The 19,716-nt window shown below is 71.8% G+C and carries 17 protein-coding genes and 2 pseudogenes; 9 read left to right on the top strand and 10 right to left on the bottom strand.

Annotated features, from left to right (window positions below):
• Positions 1-29: 29 nt before the first annotated feature.
• The 4 genes from AB0G35_RS04085 to AB0G35_RS04070 all read left to right on the top strand — a co-directional run bounded on the left by AB0G35_RS04085 (position 30) and on the right by AB0G35_RS04070 (position 3,809).
• Positions 30-608, top strand: coding sequence for an ATP/GTP-binding protein (locus AB0G35_RS04085; RefSeq protein ID WP_360943807.1), 579 nt, complete (start codon positions 30-32; stop codon positions 606-608).
• A gap of 98 nt (positions 609-706) precedes the next feature.
• Complete coding sequence (locus AB0G35_RS04080) at positions 707-2,023, top strand: cytochrome P450 (protein ID WP_360943804.1); 1,317 nt, start codon at positions 707-709, stop codon at positions 2,021-2,023.
• A complete protein-coding gene (locus tag AB0G35_RS04075; RefSeq protein ID WP_360943312.1) occupies positions 1,939-3,183 on the top strand; it encodes a cytochrome P450 in 1,245 nt (414 codons plus the stop codon). Before AB0G35_RS04080 ends, AB0G35_RS04075 begins: the two co-directional genes overlap by 85 nt.
• Before the next feature lie 125 nt (positions 3,184-3,308).
• Positions 3,309-3,809, top strand: coding sequence for a hypothetical protein (locus tag AB0G35_RS04070; protein WP_360943309.1), 501 nt, complete (start codon positions 3,309-3,311; stop codon positions 3,807-3,809).
• Positions 3,810-3,831: 22 nt separating this feature from the next.
• Here the strand turns inward: AB0G35_RS04070 and AB0G35_RS04065 are convergent, their stop codons facing one another.
• On the bottom strand, positions 3,832-4,542 hold the full coding sequence (locus tag AB0G35_RS04065) for a TerB family tellurite resistance protein (RefSeq protein WP_360943306.1): 711 nt from the start codon (positions 4,540-4,542) through the stop codon (positions 3,832-3,834).
• Positions 4,543-4,788: 246 nt separating this feature from the next.
• Positions 4,789-6,552, bottom strand: a complete 1,764-nt coding sequence (leuA, locus tag AB0G35_RS04060) for a 2-isopropylmalate synthase (protein ID WP_360943303.1) — start codon at positions 6,550-6,552, stop codon at positions 4,789-4,791.
• Positions 6,553-6,839: 287 nt separating this feature from the next.
• Between leuA and AB0G35_RS04055 the strand changes: the two genes are divergently transcribed.
• The 4 genes from AB0G35_RS04055 (at position 6,840) to AB0G35_RS04040 (ending at position 11,379) form a co-directional block, all read left to right on the top strand.
• Positions 6,840-7,949, top strand: a complete 1,110-nt coding sequence (locus tag AB0G35_RS04055; RefSeq protein WP_360943299.1) for a M4 family metallopeptidase — start codon at positions 6,840-6,842, stop codon at positions 7,947-7,949.
• Between the two features lie 238 nt (positions 7,950-8,187).
• Entirely contained in the window at positions 8,188-8,454 is a 267-nt protein-coding gene (locus AB0G35_RS04050) for a protealysin inhibitor emfourin (protein ID WP_360943296.1), read from the top strand.
• Between the two features lie 124 nt (positions 8,455-8,578).
• Positions 8,579-9,946: a GH1 family beta-glucosidase gene (locus tag AB0G35_RS04045; RefSeq protein ID WP_360943294.1), complete on the top strand. Its 1,368-nt coding sequence runs from the start codon at positions 8,579-8,581 to the stop codon at positions 9,944-9,946.
• A gap of 206 nt (positions 9,947-10,152) precedes the next feature.
• Positions 10,153-11,379 (top strand): MFS transporter, encoded by a 1,227-nt coding sequence (locus AB0G35_RS04040; protein ID WP_360943801.1) that lies wholly within the window; start codon positions 10,153-10,155, stop codon positions 11,377-11,379.
• Positions 11,380-11,583: 204 nt separating this feature from the next.
• Here AB0G35_RS04040 and era read toward each other — a convergent pair whose 3' ends face one another.
• The 8 genes and pseudogenes from era to AB0G35_RS04000 all read right to left on the bottom strand — a co-directional run bounded on the left by era (position 11,584) and on the right by AB0G35_RS04000 (position 18,178).
• Complete coding sequence (era, locus tag AB0G35_RS04035; protein ID WP_360943798.1) at positions 11,584-12,522, bottom strand: GTPase Era; 939 nt, start codon at positions 12,520-12,522, stop codon at positions 11,584-11,586.
• Between the two features lie 53 nt (positions 12,523-12,575).
• Positions 12,576-12,794 (bottom strand): annotated as a pseudogene (locus tag AB0G35_RS04030) (aldo/keto reductase); the annotation flags it as partial.
• A 120-nt stretch (positions 12,795-12,914) separates the two neighbouring features.
• A pseudogene (locus AB0G35_RS04025) lies at positions 12,915-13,044 on the bottom strand (aldo/keto reductase); the annotation flags it as partial.
• A gap of 200 nt (positions 13,045-13,244) precedes the next feature.
• The gene (locus AB0G35_RS04020; protein ID WP_360943292.1) at positions 13,245-13,604 is read right to left on the bottom strand and encodes a cytidine deaminase; all 360 of its coding nucleotides are present in this window, start codon (positions 13,602-13,604) and stop codon (positions 13,245-13,247) included.
• Between the two features lie 346 nt (positions 13,605-13,950).
• Positions 13,951-15,267, bottom strand: coding sequence for a hemolysin family protein (locus AB0G35_RS04015; protein WP_360943289.1), 1,317 nt, complete (start codon positions 15,265-15,267; stop codon positions 13,951-13,953).
• Between the two features lie 12 nt (positions 15,268-15,279).
• Positions 15,280-15,777: an rRNA maturation RNase YbeY gene (gene ybeY / locus AB0G35_RS04010; RefSeq protein ID WP_360943286.1), complete on the bottom strand. Its 498-nt coding sequence runs from the start codon at positions 15,775-15,777 to the stop codon at positions 15,280-15,282.
• A gap of 42 nt (positions 15,778-15,819) precedes the next feature.
• A complete protein-coding gene (locus tag AB0G35_RS04005) occupies positions 15,820-16,824 on the bottom strand; it encodes a PhoH family protein (RefSeq protein ID WP_360943283.1) in 1,005 nt (334 codons plus the stop codon).
• Positions 16,825-17,032: 208 nt separating this feature from the next.
• Positions 17,033-18,178, bottom strand: coding sequence for a PfkB family carbohydrate kinase (locus tag AB0G35_RS04000; protein ID WP_360943280.1), 1,146 nt, complete (start codon positions 18,176-18,178; stop codon positions 17,033-17,035).
• A gap of 66 nt (positions 18,179-18,244) precedes the next feature.
• Between AB0G35_RS04000 and AB0G35_RS03995 the strand changes: the two genes are divergently transcribed.
• Positions 18,245-19,582 carry a 6-phospho-beta-glucosidase gene (locus AB0G35_RS03995; protein WP_360943277.1) on the top strand — a complete coding sequence of 446 codons (1,338 nt, stop codon included), beginning with the start codon at positions 18,245-18,247 and terminating at the stop codon, positions 19,580-19,582.
• Positions 19,583-19,716 lie beyond the last annotated feature (134 nt).

Here is a 19,716-nt window from a genome sequence, read left to right as displayed (position 1 = left end):
CGACCGGTACGGGTACCGGCACCGGCACCATGTACCTCTCCGGCGAGCACCAGACCCTGGTCAAGCTGCTGGTCGCGGGTCCGTTCGGGGTCGGCAAGACGACGCTCATCCGGGCGCTGTCGGAGACCCCGCCGCTGCACACCGAAGAGGTCATGACCCAGTCCGGCGCGATCGTCGACGATCTCGCCGGCGTACGGGAGAAGACCACCACCACCGTCGCGATCGACTTCGGACGGCTGACGCTGCCCGGGGACCTGGTGCTCTACCTGTTCGGCACGCCCGGGCAGAAGCGCTTCAGGCCCCTGTGGCAGGACATCGCCCGCGGCGCGCTGGGCGCCCTGGTCCTCGCGGACACCCGCCGGCTGGCGGACTCCTTCGAGGTGATGGACATCGTCGAGGAGGCCGGGCTGCGCTACGCGGTCGCGGTCAACACCTTCCCCGACGCGCCCCAGTACTCCGTCGAGAAGCTCCGCGAGGCCCTCGACCTGCACCCCGACACACCGCTGGTGCTGTGCGACGCCCGCGACCGCGACCAGTCCGTCGACGCGCTGATCGCGCTCGTCGGCCACGTCCTGGCCCACACCCCCGAGGAGACCCCGAACCCGTGACTTCCCCGTACCAGCCGGACGGTGGACTGCCGCAGCAGCAGGGCGCCACGCCGCCGCCGGGCTGCCCGGCGCACTCCGCGGCCCCGCCGCAGCAGGCCATGGCGTACGCCCAGGCCCGGCCCGACGCGCAGGGCCCGGTGAAGCTCTACGGCCCGGAGTTCGCCGCCGACCCGGACCGCATCTACGCCCGGCTGCGGCAGTACGGCGCGCTGGCGCCGGTCGAGATCGCGCCCGATGTGACCGCGATGCTGGTCACCGACTACCGCGCGGCGCTCGACCTGCTGCACGACGACTCGACCTGGTCGAAGGACTCCCGGGAGTGGATGCAGACCATCCCGGCGGACTCCCCGATCCTGCCGATGCTGGGCTGGCGGCCGAACGTCTTCTACAGCGACGGGCCGGCGCACGTCCGCTACCGGGACGTCATCGTGGACAGCTTCAAGCTGGTGGAACCGCACGAGCTGCGGGCCCGGGTGCACCACGCCGCGGACACCCTGATCCAGCGGTTCGGCGCCCGCGGTGAGGTCGATCTGATCGCCGACTACGCGCGGCTGATCCCGCTGCTGATGTTCAACAACCTCTTCGGACTGCCCGACTCCTACAGCGAGCGGCTCATCGAGGCCCTCGCCGGGATGATCGAGGGCACCTCGCCCGAGGAGGCGGCGGCCGCCAACGAGGCGTACACCGCGTACATCATGGAGCTGGTCGGCTCGAAGAAGGCGCAGCGCGGCGCGGACCTGACCTCGTGGTTCATGGACCACCCCAACGGGCTGTCCGACGAGGAACTGATCCACAACATCATCCTGGTGATGGGCGCGGGCAACGAACCGCTCGCCAACCTCATTGGCAACGCGCTGTCCCGGATGCTCTCCGACGACCGCTACTACCACACCCTCACCGGTGGCGCCCTGACCGCGCAGGACGCCATCAACGAGGTGCTGTGGAACGACCCGCCGCTGACCAACTACTCCGCCCACTTCCCGGTGCGGGACGTCTTCTTCCACGGCACCTGGGTGCGCCGGGGACAGCTGGTGATGGTGTCGTACGCGGCCGCCAACAGCCAGTTCGACACCACCTCGCTGGACGTGCCGGGCTCGGGCGGCGGTTCGCACCTGGCCTGGGCGGCCGGGCCGCACGCCTGCCCGGTGAAGCGGCACGCGCTGCTGATCGCCACCACCGCGATCGAGCGGCTCACCGCCTGGCTCTCCGACATCGAACTCGCCGTGGACGCCCGGGAGTTGGAGTGGCGGCACGGCGCGTTCCACCGGGCCCTGGTCGCGCTGCCGGCCCGCTTCTCCCCCATCACCCCCGACCAGGCAGGAGCCACTCCATGGCACAACAGGGACAGCAGCCCTACGTCATCGACCCGGTCGGAAGCGACATCCACGGAGAGGCAGCCCGCCTCCGCGCGATAGGCCCGGCGGCGCGGATCGAACTGCCCGGCGGCATCGAGGCCTGGGCGGTCACCGGCCACACCCTGCTGAAGTCGCTGCTGACCGACGACCGGGTCTCGAAGAACCCCCGGGAGCACTGGCCGGCCTGGCAGCGCGAGGAGGTCCGCAGCAGCTGGCTGCAGTCGTGGATCGGCGTCAGCAACATGTTCACCGCGTACGGCCCGGACCACCGGCGGCTGCGCAAGCTGATCGCGCCGGCGTTCACCGCCCGCCGTACCGATGCCATGCTGCCGCGCGTCGAGCGGATCACCCAGGCCCTGCTGGACGATCTCGCCGCCCGCCCGGCCGGCGCGGTCGTGGACCTGCGCAAGGCGTTCAACCACCCGCTGCCCATGCAGGTCATCTGCGAACTCTTCGGCTTCCCGGACGGCGCACCGCGCGCCGAACTGGCCCGGCTGGTCGAGGCGATCATGGACACCACCGCCACGCCGGAACAGGCCGGTGCCACCGCCGCGTCCGTGCACACCCTGCTGACCGGCCTGGTCACCGCCAAGCGCGAGGCACCGGCGGACGACCTCACCAGCCTGATGGTCTCCGCACGGGACGACCACGGCGAGCGGATGACCGAGCAGGAACTGCTGGACACCCTGCTGCTGGTCATCGGCGCCGGTCACGAGACCACCGTCGACCTCCTCGGCAACGCGGTGACGGCCCTGCTCACCCACCCCGACCAGCTGAAGCTGGTGCTGTCGGGCCAGGTGTCGTGGAACGACGTGATCGAGGAGACGCTGCGCTGGGCCCCCAGCATCGCGAGCCTGCCGCTGCGGTTCGCCGTGGAGGACATCGAGCTGCCGGACGGGATCACCATCCGCAAGGGCGAGGCGATCCTGCCCGGGTACGCCGGCGCCGGCCGTGACCCGGAGTTCCACGGCCCCGGGGCGGACACGTTCGACATCCGGCGCGGCGTCCAGGAGCACCTGGCCTTCGGCCACGGCGCGCACCACTGCCTGGGCGCCCCGCTGGCCCGCATGGAGGCCCGGATCGCCCTGCCGGCCCTCTTCGCCCGCTTCCCGGACCTCCAACTGGCCGTCCCGGCCGAGGAGTTGCAGCCCGCGGGCGGGTTCATCTCGGGCGGTCTGCGCGGCCTGCCGGTACGCCTGACGCCGCCGGCGGGGGCGTAACGGCCCCTGGCGTCCAGGGAGTTCACGGCCCCCGTCCCCGCCCCGGCGGCGACGGGGGCCGCAACCTTCCGGCTCCCTCGCCGGTCAGTAACGGCAACCAGCCTCCGGACCGAGAGGGAATCCACGTGAAGCTCCGCCGCGCCCTGACGGCCGTCCTCGCCACGGCCCTGACGGCCCCCGCCGCCCTGCTGACCACCCCGGCCGCCGCCGCGGCCGGAAGACCGGGCGTCAGCACCGAACTCCTTTACTTCCCCCGCACCGTGGCCGTCGGCTCTGGCTGGCACGGCTTCACCCACTCCGTCCGCAACACCACGGACGGCACGCTGCCGGCCGTGACGCTCTCGCTCACCGGTACCGCGCCGGTCACCGTCCAGTTCTTCGACAACGCGGCGGGCGGCAAGTGGCACACCGTCGACCTGCGCAAGGGGCGCTTCCTCACCTACGCCGACCTGATGCCGGGCGAGCGCCTGAGCAAGCCGATGCGCCTGAAGCTCAGGGCGGGCGCCCGTCCGGGCAGCCGCGCCACGCTCACCGCCCTGGCCACCTTCTGCGACGCACACGGCGCCTGCGGCGTCTCGGCACCGAAGTCCTACGCGATCAGGATCACCGCGAAGCCCGCCCGCTAGAAGTGGCGGGAAACCCCCTGCCCTACGAGGGCGTGCCCGCCGCCGCGGCGAGCAGCCGCTCGGTGTCCGCCGGGCGGAGGGTCAGCGCACCGCCGACCGTGCTGAGCACCTCGCGCTCCGCGGGCGAGTAGGCGCCGTCCGCGAGGGCGATCCGGGCGCCCGTCAGGAGCAGCGACTCCCGGCCGGCCGGGGCGAGGTGCGGGGCGAGCGGCTCCAGGGCCTCGTGGAGCTCTATGGCCAGCGCGGTGCCGCAGGGGTCGAGGCCGGCGTGACCGCAGTGGCCGCCGGTCACCGCGTCGTAGGTGCCGGTGAGCCGCCCGGTGTCGGCGGCGAGGGCGGCGAGGAGGGTCAGCAGCTGGTCCTCGGAGCAGTCCGGGAAGCCGGCCGCGCGGACGGCGTCCACGGCGGCCTCGCGGACCGCGCGGGAGGACGTCCCGCCGGCGGCCAGCAGGGCGAGCGTGACGGTGTGCACGGCGTCCCGCAGCATCGCGGAGAAGCGGACGGTGGTGGGGTGGTCGAGGGCGTCCAGGCCGAAGCGTCCGTGGCAGGCCGAGCACTCCAGCACCGGGCCGGTGTGTCCGCGGGAGAGGAGCGGGACGCCGAGGACGGTGAGGCGGCGGTGGCCGGTGCGTCGGAGGTAGTTGCGGTCGCCGCCGCAGTCCGGACAGAAGAACTCGCCGTCGGCGACGGTACGCCAGGACGTGCGCACTCCCATCACACACACCTTGTGCATTCCGTCAGCCTCCGTAACTCCCCGTTGCCGTCAAGGCACGAGAGATACCCCCACGCCCCCATCGCCGTGTTGGACGTGATGTTAGCCACATGATTGATGCGCCGTCAGCACCTCGTATCGGACAACCGGCCGAATGCCGTCGCCCCGCGGACGACCGCGCCCCCGCAACTCGCGGTGAGCTGCGGGGGCGGTCATGATCCTGCGGCGGATCAGCGGAGGTCAGGGCCGGTCACACGAAGGTCCGGTTCAGCGGCCCGCGCGGTTGACGGCGGAGACCACGGCCTTCAGCGAGGCGCGGGTGGTGTTCGCGTCGATGCCGATGCCCCACAGGACCTTGTCGCCGATCGCGCACTCGATGTACGAGGCGGCCTGCGCGGAGGCGCCCTCGCTCATCGTGTGCTCCTGGTAGTCCAGCAGCCGTACGTCCACGCCGATGCCCTGCAGGGCGTCGAAGAACGCGGAGATCGGGCCGTTGCCGGATCCGGTCAGCACGGTGTCCTGGCCGTCGACGACCGCCTCGACGGTGAGCGCGTCGATGCCGTCGCGGTCCGTCGTGGTCTGGCCGTTCTTGACCTGGATGCGGCCCCACGGGTTCTCGGGGTTGGGCAGGTACTCGTCCTGGAAGACGGACCAGATGGCGGCCGGCGTGACCTCACCGCCCTCGGTGTCGGTCTTCTCCTGGATGATCCGGGAGAACTCGATCTGCATCCGGCGCGGCAGGTCCAGCTTGTGGTCGTTCTTCAGGACATAGGCGATACCGCCCTTGCCGGACTGCGAGTTGACGCGGATGACGGCCTCGTAGGAGCGGCCGACGTCCTTGGGGTCGATGGGCAGGTACGGCACCGCCCACTCGATGTCGTCCACGGTCTTGCCGGCGGCGGCCGCCTCGGCCTCCATGGCGTCGAAGCCCTTCTTGATGGCGTCCTGGTGGGAGCCGGAGAAGGCGGTGTAGACCAGGTCGCCCGCGTAGGGGTGGCGCGGGTGGACCTCCATCTGGTTGCAGTACTCGCTGGTGCGGCGGATCTCGTCGATCTGCGAGAAGTCGATCTGCGGGTCGACGCCCTGGCTGAAGAGGTTCATCCCCAGGGTCACCAGGTCGACGTTGCCGGTGCGCTCGCCCTGTCCGAACAGGCAGCCCTCGATGCGGTCGGCGCCGGCCATGATCGCCAGCTCTGCCGCCGCCACCGCCGTCCCCCGGTCGTTGTGCGGGTGGACGCTCAGGCACACGTACTCGCGCCGGGTCAGGTGGCGGGACATCCACTCGAACCGGTCCGCGTGCGTGGACGGCGTCGAACGCTCCACGGTGGCGGGCAGGTTGAGGATGATCTCGCGGCCCTCCTCGGGCTGCCAGACGTCGCAGACCGCCTCGCAGACCTCCAGGGCGAAGTCCAGCTCGGTGTCCGTGAAGATCTCGGGGCTGTACTGGTAGCCGAAGACCGTCTCGTCGCCGAGGATCTTCTCCGCGTACTCCATCACCAGCCGGGTGCCGTCCACGGCGATCTGCTTGATGTCGTCCTTGGAACCGCGGAAGACCACCCGGCGGAAGGTCGGGGCGGTCGCGTTGTACAGGTGGACGGTGGCGCGCTTGGCACCGCGCAGCGACTCGACGGTCCGCTCGATCAGGTCCTCGCGGGCCTGGGTCAGCACGGAGATCGTGACGTCGTCGGGGATCGCGCCCTCTTCGATGATCGACCGTACGAAGTGGAAGTCGGTCTCACCGGACGACGGGAACCCGACCTCGATCTCCTTGTAGCCCATGCGCACCAGCAGGTCGAACATCTCCCGCTTGCGGGCCGGCGACATCGGGTCGATCAGCGCCTGGTTGCCGTCCCGCAGGTCGGTGGAGAGCCAGCGCGGCGCCTTGGTGATCCGGTTGTCCGGCCAGGTGCGGTCCGGCAGGTCCACGGCCTCGTACGGGCGGTACTTGTGGATCGGCATCCCGGAGGGCCGCTGGGTGACGGTCGCGGCGGTGATGGGCGTGCGGCGACCGACGGAGATTTCGGAGGTCATTGCGCGGGGCTCCTGTCGAAGGATTTCGACGGCCGACGGTGGGCAACACCGGACTCCGCGGGGAGGGGGTCGGCCTCGACTACAGGCCCTCGCCGCGGCAGCTAAGGAGAAGCAGCCCGTAACGCATGATGCACAGCACCCTAGCCGAGGTACGCCCTGAGTGGCGGTCGCGTATCAGTATGCGGGACCGGGCCGGACGTTACGCCCTAAATGCGACGAACCACACATATTCAGGAATCTCCACCGCAGGCAGTGACACCCGCACTACAGAGTGCCACCGTTTGTGCATGGACCTCAACACGGACCTCAGCAACGACCGGACCCGCAAGGCCTCCGGTCCGACGGCCCCCGACCACCCCGTCTTCTGCACGATCATCCCGCCGCACATCCTCGACAACCTCGCCCGGTCCGACGACCCGGCCCGGCACGAGCCGGCCCGCCGCACCCTGGAACACGACCACCTGCGCCGCACCCGGCGCCGCGAGGTGGCCGCCCGCGCGGCGACCCCCGGTGAGCCCGGCGCCGACGCCGACAAGCCGAACCGCACCATCTACGACGCCGGCCACCAGGAGAACCTCCCCGGCACCAAGGTCCGCTCCGAGTCCGACGGCCCCTCCCAGGACGCCTCGGTCAACCGCGCCCACGCGGGCCTGGGGGCGACCTTCGACTTCTACCTGAAGACGTACCACCGCAAGTCCATCGACGGCGCCGGCCTGGCGCTCGACGCGACCGTCCACTACGGCGAGAAGTACGACAACGCCTTCTGGGACGGCGAGCGGATGGTCTTCGGCGACGGCGACAACGACCTCTTCAAGGACTTCACCATCCCCGTCGACGTCATCGGCCACGAGCTCACCCACGGCGTCACCCAGTACACCGCCAACCTCGACTACCAGGGCCAGCCCGGCGCCCTCAACGAGTCCGTCTCCGACGTCTTCGGCTCCCTGATCAAGCAGTACGCCCTGGGCCAGACCGCCGACCAGGCCGACTGGCTGATCGGCGCCGACCTGCTCGGCCCCAACGTCACCGGCAAGGCCCTGCGCTCCATGAAGGCGCCCGGCACCGCCTACGACGACGACGTCCTGGGCAAGGACCCGCAGCCGGCCACGATGGCGGGCTTCGTCCACACCACCGACGACAACGGCGGCGTCCACATCAACTCCGGCATCCCCAACCACGCCTTCTACCTCTTCGCCAGCAAGCTCGGCGGCAAGGCGTGGGAGCGCGCCGGCCAGGTCTGGTACGACGTCCTGACCGGCGGCGAACTGCCGAAGAACGCCACCTTCGCCGACTTCGCCAAGCTCACGATCAAGGCCGCCCAGGCCCGCTTCGGGACCGGCGACGAACACGAGGCCGCGGTCAAGGCCTGGTCGCAGGTCGGCATCTCGGCGAAGTAGCGAAGCAGCGGAAGGAACGGAAGGAACAGCAGGAGCGACGCGAGACGTCGCATCTCGGCCAGGCGGGAAACGACCGGCGTACCTCGGGGGTGTGCCGGTTACCCGAAAGAACGGGGGTGGTGGACGGGCGCCGGCGACCAGCAGGCGCCCACCCCCCGCCCCCGGCTACCGTGGCCATGTGGCCATATGACCCCCTAACGGGGACGGAGTCCGTCGCAGGACGTCGGAGGAGCCCGTTATGCGCATTCACGTTCACCGCACCGGCGGCTTCGCGGCCATCGACCGCCGGGCCGAGATCGACACCGCGGGGCGCGACGACTCCGCCGAGTGGCAGTCCCTCGCCGAACGCGCCCTCGCCACCGCCCGCACCGAACCCCCCGTCGGCGTCCCCGACGGCTTCAGCTACCAGATCACCGTCGACGGCCGCACGGTGTACCTCTCGGACCCGCGCCTCACGGACGACCAGCGGACCTTGATCACCAGGGTGATGAAGGAAGGGGCGTAGCGGCAGGGCGTCGCCGGCCGGCCCGATCCGTGGGGCGTCGGACGGCGCCGCGCACCCGCGGCCGCCAACTCCCTTGGCCGCACGGCCTCTTGACACTGTTACCGCCGGTTACAAGGATCCCGGCATGACTGCCGTGCCGGAGTTCCCCAAGCCCCTGCCGCGCTTCCCGAAGGACTTTCTGTGGGGGGTATCGACATCCGCCGCCCAGATCGAAGGCGCGGTGGAGGAAGGCGGGCGGGGCCCGTCGACATGGGACGTGTTCGCCGGGGAGAGCGGGCGCATCAAGGACGGGTCGGACGCGCGGGTGACCACCGACCACTACCACCGGTACCCGGAGGACGTGGCGCTCCTCAAGGCACTCGGAATCGGGGCGTACCGGTTTTCGGTGGCCTGGCCTCGGGTGGTCCCGGACGGGCACGGGGCGGTGAACGCGGCCGGACTGGATTTCTACGACCGGCTGGTCGACGCCTTGCTGGCGGCCGGGGTCGCGCCGGTGCCGACGCTCTTCCATTGGGACACCCCGCAGCTCGTGGAGGAGCGCGGGGGCTGGCTCGTACGGGAAACGGCGGAGCGGTTCGCCGCGTACGTGGACGCCGTGGCGGCCCGGCTCGGAGACCGGGTGGAGCGGTGGATCACGCTCAACGAGCCCGCGGAACTGACGCTGCTGGGCTACGGGCTCGGACAGCACGCACCGGGGCGGGAACTGCTCTTCGGGGCATTGCCCGCAGCACATCACCAACTGCTCGGGCACGGCCTGGCGGTGCAGGCATTACGGGCCAGGGGCGCCCGGTCCATCGGGATCGCGAACTCCCACGGGCCGACCTGGGCCGCGTCCGACGCGGCGGAGGACCGTACCGCCGCCGATCTCTACGACCTGCTGCTGAACCGGCTGTTCGCCGAGCCGGTCCTGCTGGGCCGGTATCCGGACGAGGAGGTCGCGGAGCTGCTGCCGGGAAGCGTCGACGACGACCTGAAGGTGATCTCCCAGCCGCTGGACTGGTACGGGATCAATTACTACCAGCCCTCGCTCGTGGGACGACCGGTGGGCGAGCCGACCGAAGTCGGGGGGACCCGAATCCCCGCGGGCCTGCCCTTCACCCCCCGCGACATCGAGGGATATCCGCGGACCGATTTCGGGTGGCCGGTCGTTCCGGAAGGACTGACCGAATTGCTGATCGGCTTCCGGGAGCGATACGGAAACCGGCTCCCACCGATCGTGATCACCGAGAACGGCTGCTCGTACGAGGGCATCGACGACCGGGAGCGGATCACCTATCTGGACGGGCATCTGCGGGCCCTGCACACCGCCATGGCGGCGGGGGTGGACGTCCGGGGGTATTTCGTCTGGTCGCTGCTGGACAACTTCGAATGGGCGGAGGGGCACGCGCGGCGCTTCGGCCTCGTCCACGTCGACTACGCCACGCTGACGCGGACGCCGAAGTCCTCGTACCACTGGTTCCGCGAGGTGCTCCGGGAGCAGGCGGCCGGGTGAGCCGGGCCACGGGGGCGGGCGACCGGGAAGACCGCGCGGGCCGGACGGGCCGGACGGGCCGCGCAGACCCGGCGAGGGCGGGCGACCGGGGCCGGGTGGGCCGGAGGGCCCGAACGCGCCGGACTGCCGGAGCGGACCGGACTGCCGAAGCGGGCCGGACTGCCGGAGCGGGCCGGTGGAGCGGCCGGGGCGCGGCGCCGGACCCGCTGGCGGAGCCGTCCACGCCGGTCGGGCCCGGGTGGGCCGCGTCCCTGGCGGTGGCCAACGGTGCGATCTGGGCGGGCTGGTACGGGCCGCTCCAGGTACTGCTCGCCTGGCAGGCGACCGAGGTGGCCACGCCGGTGACCGGGATGGCCAAGGAGTCCGTGCTGGCCTGGGTGACCGGCGTGGGGGCCGCCGTCTCCCTGGTGGCCAACCCCCTCTTCGGCGCGCTGTCGGACCGTACGACCTCCCGCTACGGACGGCGAACTCCCTGGATCGCGGCGGGAGTTGCGGGTGGCGCTGCCGCGCTGGCAGCGCTGGCGGCAGCCCGGACGGTGGTGGCGATGGCGCTGGCGTGGGGTGCCGTACAGCTCGCCCTCAACGCGGCGTTCGCGGCGATCACCGCGGCGGTGCCGGACCGGGTGCCGCACCGGCAGCGGGGAGCGGTGGGCGGCTGGCTGGGCGCCGCGCAGATCCTGGGGGTGGTGGCCGGTACGGGACTGGCGACCGCGGCCGGCGGGCTGGCGGCCGGATATCTGGCCTGCGCCGGGTTCGTGGTGCTGGGCACCCTCCCGTACGTCCTGGGGCACCGGGACGCGGTGCTGCCGGCCGGGCGGCGGCCGGAACTCTCCTTGCGGGCCCTGCTCAGCGGCTTCTGGCTCAGCCCACGCCGCCATCCCGACCTGGGCTGGGCCTGGCTCACCCGGTTCCTGATCAACCTCGGCAATGCGCTGGTGCTGCTGTACCTGCTCTACTACCTGCGCGATGTGCTGCGGCGGCCGGACCCGGACGGCGGGGTGCTGGTGCTCACCGCCGTGAACGGCGTGACGCTGCTGACCACGGTCGTCGTCGGCGGGATCTGGTCGGACCGGGCCGGGCGGCGGCAGCCGTTCGTGCTGGGCGCGGGGGCGATCATGGCGGTGGCCACCGCACTGCTCGCCGTCTGGCAGACCTGGCCGGGCGCCCTGTGCGCCGCGGCGCTGCTCGGCGTCGGATTCGGCGTCTTCACGTCCGTCGACCTCGCGCTGATGATGGACGTCCTGCCGGCCGCGTCCCACCGCGGCAAGGACCTCGGCCTCATCAACATCGCCAATTCACTGCCCCAGGTGGCCGCTCCGGCGCTGGCCGCCCCCCTCGTACACCTCGGCGGCTACCGGACCCTGTACGCCGCGGCCGCGGCCATCGGCCTCCTGGGGGCCCTACTGGTGCGGCGCATTCGGGGGGTGGCTTGAGGGGGCGGGGCGAGGACGCGGGGAACGAGCGGGGGCGGGGGCGGGTGCCTGGCCCCTAGGGGCGGTCGAACGGAGCCCGTAAGGGTCGCAAGCGCCCCCTCGGGGGCCACAACGGGGCGGGGCCGAGGGATATTCCCGGCGGGAAGACCGCTGGAAGCCCAGCTGCCCGCCCCGCGGAAGACCCGAAGACCCGCGGAAGCCCCGCTAGAAGCCCAGCTTCCGCAGTTGCTTCGGGTCGCGCTGCCAGTCCTTGGCGACCTTGACGTGCAGGTCGAGGAAGACCGGCGTGCCGAGCAGTGCCTCAATGTGCTTGCGGGACTTGGTGCCGACCTCCTTCAGACGCTTGCCCTTGGGGCCGATGATGATGCCCTTCTGGCTGGGCCGCTCGATGTAGACGTTGGCGTGCACGTCCAGGAGCGGCTTGTCGGCGGGGCGGTCCGCGCGCGGGAGCATCTCCTCGACGACGACGGCGATGGAGTGCGGCAGCTCGTCGCGGACGCCCTCCAGCGCGGCCTCGCGGATCAGCTCGGCGACCATGACCTGCTCGGGCTCGTCGGTGAGATCGCCCTCCGGGTAGAGCGCCGGGCCCTCCGGGAGCAGCGGGACGAGCAGATCGGCGAGCAGGGAGACCTGGGTGTCGCCCACGGCCGAGACCGGGATGATCTCGGCCCACTCGATGCCCAGTTCCTTGCCCAGCCGGTCGATGGCAATCAGCTGCGCGGCCAGCGTCTTGGAGTCGACCAGGTCGGTCTTGGTGACGATGGCGACCTTGGGCGTCTTCTTGATCTCGGCCAGCTCACCGGCGATGTAGCGATCGCCGGGGCCGATCTTCTGGTCCGCGGGCAGGCAGAAGCCGATCACGTCGACCTCGGACCAGGTGGTGCGGACCACGTCGTTGAGCCGCTCGCCGAGCAGGGTGCGCGGCTTGTGCAGACCGGGGGTGTCGACCAGCACCAGCTGGGCGTCGGGGCGGTGCACGATGCCGCGGACCGTGTGGCGGGTGGTCTGCGGGCGGTTGGAGGTGATCGCCACCTTCGTACCCACGAGAGCGTTCGTGAGGGTCGACTTGCCCGCGTTGGGGCGGCCGACGAAGCAGGCGAAGCCGGCCCGGTGGGCGGCGGAGGACTCTGTACGAACGCTCATGGCGCCCATTCTCCCCGATCCCGGACGCCACTCCGACCATCCGGGCCGCATGCTCAGTCGACGACCGCCGCCGTGCCCTCGAAGGTGGTGCCCTTCAGCGCGGCGTCGATCCGGGCGAGGTCGTCGGCGGACAGCGTGATCCGGGCGGCGGCGAGGTTCTCCGCGATATGGGCCGGGGTGCGGCTGCCGGGGATCGGCACGACGTGCTCGTCCTGGTGCAGCAGCCAGGCGAGCGCCAGTTGGCCCGAGGAGACGCCGAGGTCCTCGGCGAGGGCCCGGACCGGCGCGAAACGGTCCTGGTTGGCCGACGCCGTCGGGGAGGCGGAAGCCGAATTTCGTGGCGAGCACGACCTCGTCGCGGCGGCCGCGCAGCGCCCGGCCGATCAGCTGCTCGTTGTGGCCGTCGGGGCCGTAGCCGTCCGCGGTGTCGATGAGGGTGGCGCCCTCGTCGACGGCGGAGAGCAGGGCGGTGGTGCCGCGCTGCTCGTCGGTCTCGCCGTAGATGCCGGGTGAGAGGACCATCGCGCCGAAGCCGATGGCGGAACTGGTGAGGCCGCCCAGGGCGCGGGCGGGGAGGGCGGTTGCGGCGGTCACGGCGGGCTCCTGGGGGCGCGGGCCGGCTGGCGAGGCCGGCGACGGCTGCTGACACCCATGATCTTTGCCGGGGGGCCGTGGCGGGGAGCCCCCCCTGGGGAGCCCCGCCCGTGTTCCGTGCCCTTGCTCTACGCCTCGCCGGCCGCGACGGTGCTGCGCAGGGTGCCGTCGAGGCCCGCGAGCAACACCGGCGTCCCGGGGCCGCCGAGGTCCCGTACGGCCGCGCGGTCCGCGTCCGTGGCACGCTCGGCGTCGGTGACCACGGCTGCCGCCTCCAGGGACGTGGCGCCGCTGGCGACGGCCATGGCGACGGCCGTCTGGAGGGCGCTGAGCTGCAGCGACTCCAGGGCGACGGTGCCGGCGACATAGGTGCGCCCGGTCTCGTCGCGTACGGCGGCGCCCTCGGGCACGCCGTTGCGGGCCCGCGCCGAGCGCGCGAGCGTGATGATCTTGCGGTCTTCGGGGTCCAGCGGTGCGGCTTCGGTCATACCGGCGAGCATATGCGCCGCCCCCGCGACGTGAGGAAGAAGGTGGCTGCCCCGGTCCCCCGTGGCCGGGGCAACCTGCGCGGCAAGATTTCTCGGACGATTTCTCTCCCGCAGGGCGGCCGCCTTTCGGCGACCGCCCGAAGATCTTTCCATGGCATGCCGGGAAGAATCCAGCCCCACCGGAAATGGCTTCCAGAACATTTCCGGTGCACTGGAGATCAGTAGCACCCGGGATACGTCGCGCGGAAGACAGACAGCTTCGGAGACAGGAACGCCGAAAAAGCGAAGCGCCGAAGCACTCGATGTTTCGGATTTCCCCTGTTACGGATTTCCCCGGGCGCCCGGATTATGCGGAGAGCTCTCCGGCTTCCGTGGCCCGCACCGGCTCGCAGAGCACCGTGACGATCTTGTTGCGGCGGCCCGCCGGGGATTCGGCGGTCAGCCGCAGCGCCTTCAGCTGGGGGTCGGCTGCCGTGCCGGAGAGGTCGACGTCGGCCGTGGCGCCGGCGATCGGGACCCGGCCGAGCAGCTTGGCGAGCAGACCGCCGACCGTCTCGACGTCCTCGTCGTCCAGCTCCGCCAGGCCGTAGAGCTCGCCGAGGTCGCCGATGTCGAGGCGGGCGGTGACGCGGTAGCGGCCGTCCCCGAGGTCCTCGACCGGCGGCAATTCCCGGTCGTATTCGTCGGTGATCTCGCCGACGATCTCTTCGAGAATGTCCTCGATGGTGACGATTCCGGCGGTGCCGCCGTATTCGTCGATGACCACCGCGACATGATTGCGGTCCTGCTGCATTTCGCGCAGCAGATCACCGGCGTTCTTGGTGTCGGGCACGAAGACCGCGGGCCGCATGGCCGTGGAGACCAGCTCGGTCTCCGCATCGCGGCTGATGTGGACCTTGCGGGCGAGGTCCTTCAGATAGACCACGCCGACGATGTCGTCCTCGTTCTCGCCGGTCACCGGGATGCGGGAGAAACCGGAGCGCAGGGCGAGGGTCAGCGCCTGCCGGATGGTCTTGAACCGCTCGACGGACACCAGGTCCGTGCGCGGCACCATCACCTCGCGGACGAGGGTGTCGCCGAGCTGGAAGACGGAGTGCACCATCCGGCGCTCCTCGTCCTCGATCAGCGACTCCTTCTCGGCGAGGTCGACCAGCGAGCGCAGCTCGGCCTCGGACGCGAACGGGCCCTTGCGGAAGCCCTTGCCCGGGGTGAGGGCGTTGCCGATGAGGATCAGCAGCTGCGGGATCGGGCCCATGACGCGGGCCAGCGGCAGCAGGACGTAGGCGGCCGCGGTGGCGGTGTTCAGCGGGTGCTGGCGGCCGATCGTCCGCGGCGAGACGCCGACCGCGACATAGCTGACCAGCACCATCACGGCGATGGCGACGGTCAGCGCCTGCCAGGTCTCGTCGAACGAGCGCAGGCAGGCGTAGGTGACCAGGGCACCGGCGGCCATCTCGCAGCCGACCCGCACCAGCAGGGCGACGTTGAGGTAGCGGGTGGGGTCGGCGGCGACCTGGGCGAGCTTGGCGCTGCCGCGGCGGCCGGAGCGGACGGCCTCCTCGGCGCGGAAGCTCGTCGTGCGGGCCAGACCGGCCTCCGCGCAGGCGGCGAGCCAGGCGATCACGACGAGCAGGACCGCGACCGCGATCAGCTGGGTGGTCATCGCGGGCGCCCGTCAGGTCACGGTGGGCGCCGGGGAGGGGCCGGTCAGCCCCCGCTCGGTGCGCCACCCGTCGACGATCGCCGCCTGCAGGCCGAACATCTCGGCCTTCTCGTCGGGCTCCTCGTGGTCGTAGCCGAGGAGGTGGAGGACGCCGTGCACGGTCAGCAGCTGGAGCTCCTCGTCCATGCTGTGCGCGGTCGGCGCCTCCTCGCCCTGCTTCTTGGCGACCTCCGGGCAGAGCACGATGTCACCGAGCAGGCCCTGCGGGGGCTCCTCGTCGTCCTTGGCCGGCGGACGCAGCTCGTCCATCGGGAAGGACATGACATCGGTCGGTCCGGGCAGGTCCATCCACTGGAGATGGAGCTGCTCCATGGCCTCGGCGTCCACGACGATCACGGACAGCTCGGAGAGCGGGTGGATGCGCATCCGGCCGAGGGCGTAGCGGGCGACGTCCAGGATCGCCTGCTCGTCGACCTCCGTACCGGATTCGTTGTTGACGTCGATGGACATGGGGCGTTGCGTCTCGCTTCTCGTTCGCGCGGTGCGTCCGGCTCACTGGCCGTTGCGGCTGTCGTACTTCTCGTAGGCGTCGACGATACGGCCGACGAGCTTGTGCCGGACCACGTCCTGGCTGGTGAGCAGGGAGAAGTGCACGTCGTCGACGCCCTCCAGGATCTCCCTGACCTGGCGCAGACCGCTCTTGGTGCCGCCGGGGAGGTCGATCTGGGTGACGTCGCCGGTGACGACGATCTTCGAGTCGAACCCGAGGCGGGTGAGGAACATCTTCATCTGCTCGGGGTTCGTGTTCTGCGCCTCGTCGAGGATGATGAACGCGTCGTTCAGCGTCCGGCCGCGCATGTACGCCAGCGGCGCGACCTCGATCGTGCCCGCGGCCATCAGGCGCGGGATGGAGTCGGGGTCGAGCATGTCGTGCAGCGCGTCGTAGAGCGGGCGCAGATACGGGTCGATCTTCTCGTAGAGGGTGCCGGGCAGGAAGCCCAGCCGCTCGCCGGCCTCGACCGCGGGGCGGGTCAGGATGATGCGGTTGACCTGCTTGGCCTGGAGCGCCTGGACGGCCTTGGCCATGGCCAGGTACGTCTTGCCGGTACCGGCCGGGCCGATGCCGAAGACGACGGTGTGCCTGTCGATGGCGTCGACGTAGCGCTTCTGGTTGAGGGTCTTGGGACGGATCGTCCGGCCGCGGTTGGAGAGGATGTTCTGGGTGAGCACCTCGGCGGGCGTCTCGCTCACCACGCCCCCGCCGTCCTCCGCCGCGCGCAGCATGGCGATCGAACGTTCCACCGCGTCCTCCGTCATCGGTTGTCCGGTGCGGAGCACCAGCATCATCTCGTCGAAAAGGCGCTGGACGAGGGCCACTTCCCGGGCGTCGCCGACCGCGCTGACTTCGTTGCCCCGGACGTGGATGTCGGTCGCCGGGAAGGCTTTTTCGATCACTCGCAGCAGCGAGTCTCCGGACCCCAGGACCGTCACCATCGGGTGCTTGGCCGGGACGGTGAACTGGGCGCTCGCCTGCGGTTCCATGGGTCTCTGCGTCATAGGGCGGCCCGGTGGCCTGCTCAACCCCCATCCTTTGCTCATGAAGACGTGCCGAGGAGGTGCCTGCCGGCACGGCCTCCTTGCGATACAAGAGTACGACGGGGCACCGACAGGCCCGAGAGCTTTTCCCGGCGGCCGGCCCGACCTGGGCTTTCGACGGGGGACGGCGGTCGGCGCGGCGGCGCTTCGGGGGGGGCGGAGCGGCGGCTCAGGCCGGGCGGCGGAAGCCGATCGTGGGGACCGCGCGGGCCAGCGGCGACGGGCGGTAGGCCGGGGGCAGCACTTCGTCGAGGAAGGCGTACTGCCGGCGCAGCGCGCCCGGGGCACCCGCCTCGCACAGCCGCACCCGCTGCCACCAAGTGGCGATCTCCGCCCAGCCCGGTGCGGACAGCGACCCGCCGAATTCCTGCACGGACAGTGCGGCGCTCAGCCCCGCGAACGCCAGCCGGTCGGCCAGCGGCCAGTCGGCCAGGGTGCCGGTGACGAAGCCCGCGACGAAGACGTCGCCGGCGCCGGTCGGGTCCAGCGCCTCCACGGCGATCGCGGGCACCTCGGCGGTCTCGCCGGTCCGCCCGTCCACCGCGTACGCGCCCTCCGAGCCCAGCGTGACGACGGCCAGCGGCACCCGGTCGGCCAGCTTGCGGGCGGCCGCGCGCGGGCAGGTCGTGCGGGTGTAGCGCATCGCCTCCTCGGCGTTCGGCAGGAACGCCTCGCAGTGTTCGAGGTCGGCGAGGTCGGCCGGGTCCCAGCGGCCGCTGTCGTCCCAGCCGACGTCCGCGAAGATCCGGCTGCCGCGGCCGGCCGCGCACTCCAGCCAGGCCTCCCGCCGGCCGGGCACGAGGGAGGCGACGCAGGCCCGGGACGGCGGCGGGCAGCCCGGTGCGTGCCGGCCGTCGAAGGTGAAGTCCGGGGGCGGCGCCTGATGGCCGTGCGACACCATCGTGCGCTCGCCCTCGTACGCCATGGAGACGGTGACCGGGGAGTGCCAGCCGGGGACGGTGCGTGACAGCGACAGGTCGATGCCCTCGCCCCGTTCGAGCGCCTCCCAGCAGTACTCGCCGTACATGTCGTCGCCGAAGGCCGCCGCCAGGGAGGTGCGCAGCCCGAGCCGGGCCAGGGCGGTGGCCATGTTGGCGACGCCGCCGGGGCTGGAGCCCATACCGCGGGCCCAGGATTCGGTGCCGCGGACCGGGGCGGAGTCCAGGCCGGTGAAGATGATGTCGAGGAAGACCGTGCCGGTGAGGTAGACGTCGGTGCGCGGATCGCCGTCCGCCCGCAGGTCGGCCAGCGGGTCGAGGCCCGGTGCCACTTCGGCCGGGCCGGTGGGCGGATGGACATCACGTCGGCTGGTCACCGTGCACGCCCCTCTCGTATCGGCACGTGCCGCCAGTGTGCCTGATGCTGCGGTACGTTCCGCCCCATGAGGCTCACGATTCTCGGCGGTGGCGGCTTCCGGGTGCCGCTGGTCTACCGCGCGCTCCTGGCCGACCCGGCGGACTCGGTCTCCGAGGTGGTGCTGCACGACACCGACGCCCGGCGGGTCGCGGTCATCGCCGAGGTGTTGACGCGGCTGGCCGAGGGGCATCCGGCGCCGGTGCCGGTCCGGGTCGCGCAGAGCCTGGACGAGGCGCTGGCCGGGGCGGACTTCGTGTTCTCGGCGATCCGGGTGGGCGGCACGGCCGGCCGGATACGCGACGAACGCATCCCGCTGGCCGAGGGCGTGCTGGGCCAGGAGACGGTGGGCGCGGGCGGGGTCCTGTACGGCCTGCGGACGATCCCGGTGGCGCTGCACATCGCCGAGCGGGTCGCCCAGCTCGCCCCCGCGGCCTGGGTCATCAACTTCACCAACCCCGCGGGCATGGTGACCGAGGCGATGTCCCGGGTGCTCGGCGACCGCGTCATCGGGATCTGCGACTCCCCCGTCGGGCTGGTGCGCCGGGCCGCGCGGGCGGCGGGGCTGGACCCGGCGGCCTTCGAGAGCGGCCGGGTCGGCTACGACTACGTCGGCCTCAACCACCTCGGCTGGCTGCGGTCGTTGACGTTCGAGGGCAGCGAACTGCTGCCGCGCCTGCTGGGCGACGAGGCCGCCCTGGCGTCCTTCGAGGAGGGCCGGCTGTTCGGCGCGGAATGGCTGCAGACCCTGGGCGCGCTCCCCAACGAGTACCTGCACTACTACTACTTCCGCCGCGAGACCCTCGACTCCCTCCGGGACACCCGGGAGACCCGCGGCGAGTTCCTCGACCGGCAGCAGGGCGGCTTCTTCGAGCGGGCCGCGGCGGCCGGCGGCCCGGACGCGGTGTACGCGCTGTGGGAGCGGACCCGGCTGGAGCGCGAGGAGACGTACATGGCGCACAGCCGGGAGGCCAGCGGCGGCTGGCAGCGCGACAGCCACGACCTGGAGGGCGGCGGCTACGACCGGGTGGCGCTGGCGCTGATGCACGCCATCGTGCACGACAGCGGCACCCGGCTGATCCTGAACGTCCGCAACGGCACGACGGTGCCGCAGCTGGCGCCGGACGCGATCGTGGAGACGGTGTGCGAGGTGACCGCGCACGGCGCCCGGCCGCTGCCCTGCGCACCGCTGCGGGAGGACCAGTTGGGGCTGATGCTCCAGGTCAAGGCGGTCGAACGGGCAGCGGTGACGGCCGCCGTCCGCAAGGACCGCAGCGCGGCTCTGCGGGCCCTGGCACTGCATCCCCTGGTGGACTCCCCCGCGGTGGCCGCCCGCATCCTCGAACGGGCGGCCAAGGAGGACTGAGGGCCACCGGCCGTCTACGCGGGGCGCCTTACGGCCTCGGAGTGTCCTCCGCCCGCCGGCCCCGGAATACCCTCCGCCCCCGCCGCGTTGTGGCCCCGTAGGGGGCCCTCGCGTCCCCTACGGGATCCGTTCGA

Source organism: Streptomyces sp. NPDC021749, from assembly GCF_040640655.1.
In the GTDB taxonomy this organism is placed as follows: Bacteria; Actinomycetota; Actinomycetes; order Streptomycetales; family Streptomycetaceae; genus Streptomyces.
This window is presented reverse-complemented; position numbering and strand designations above follow the sequence as displayed.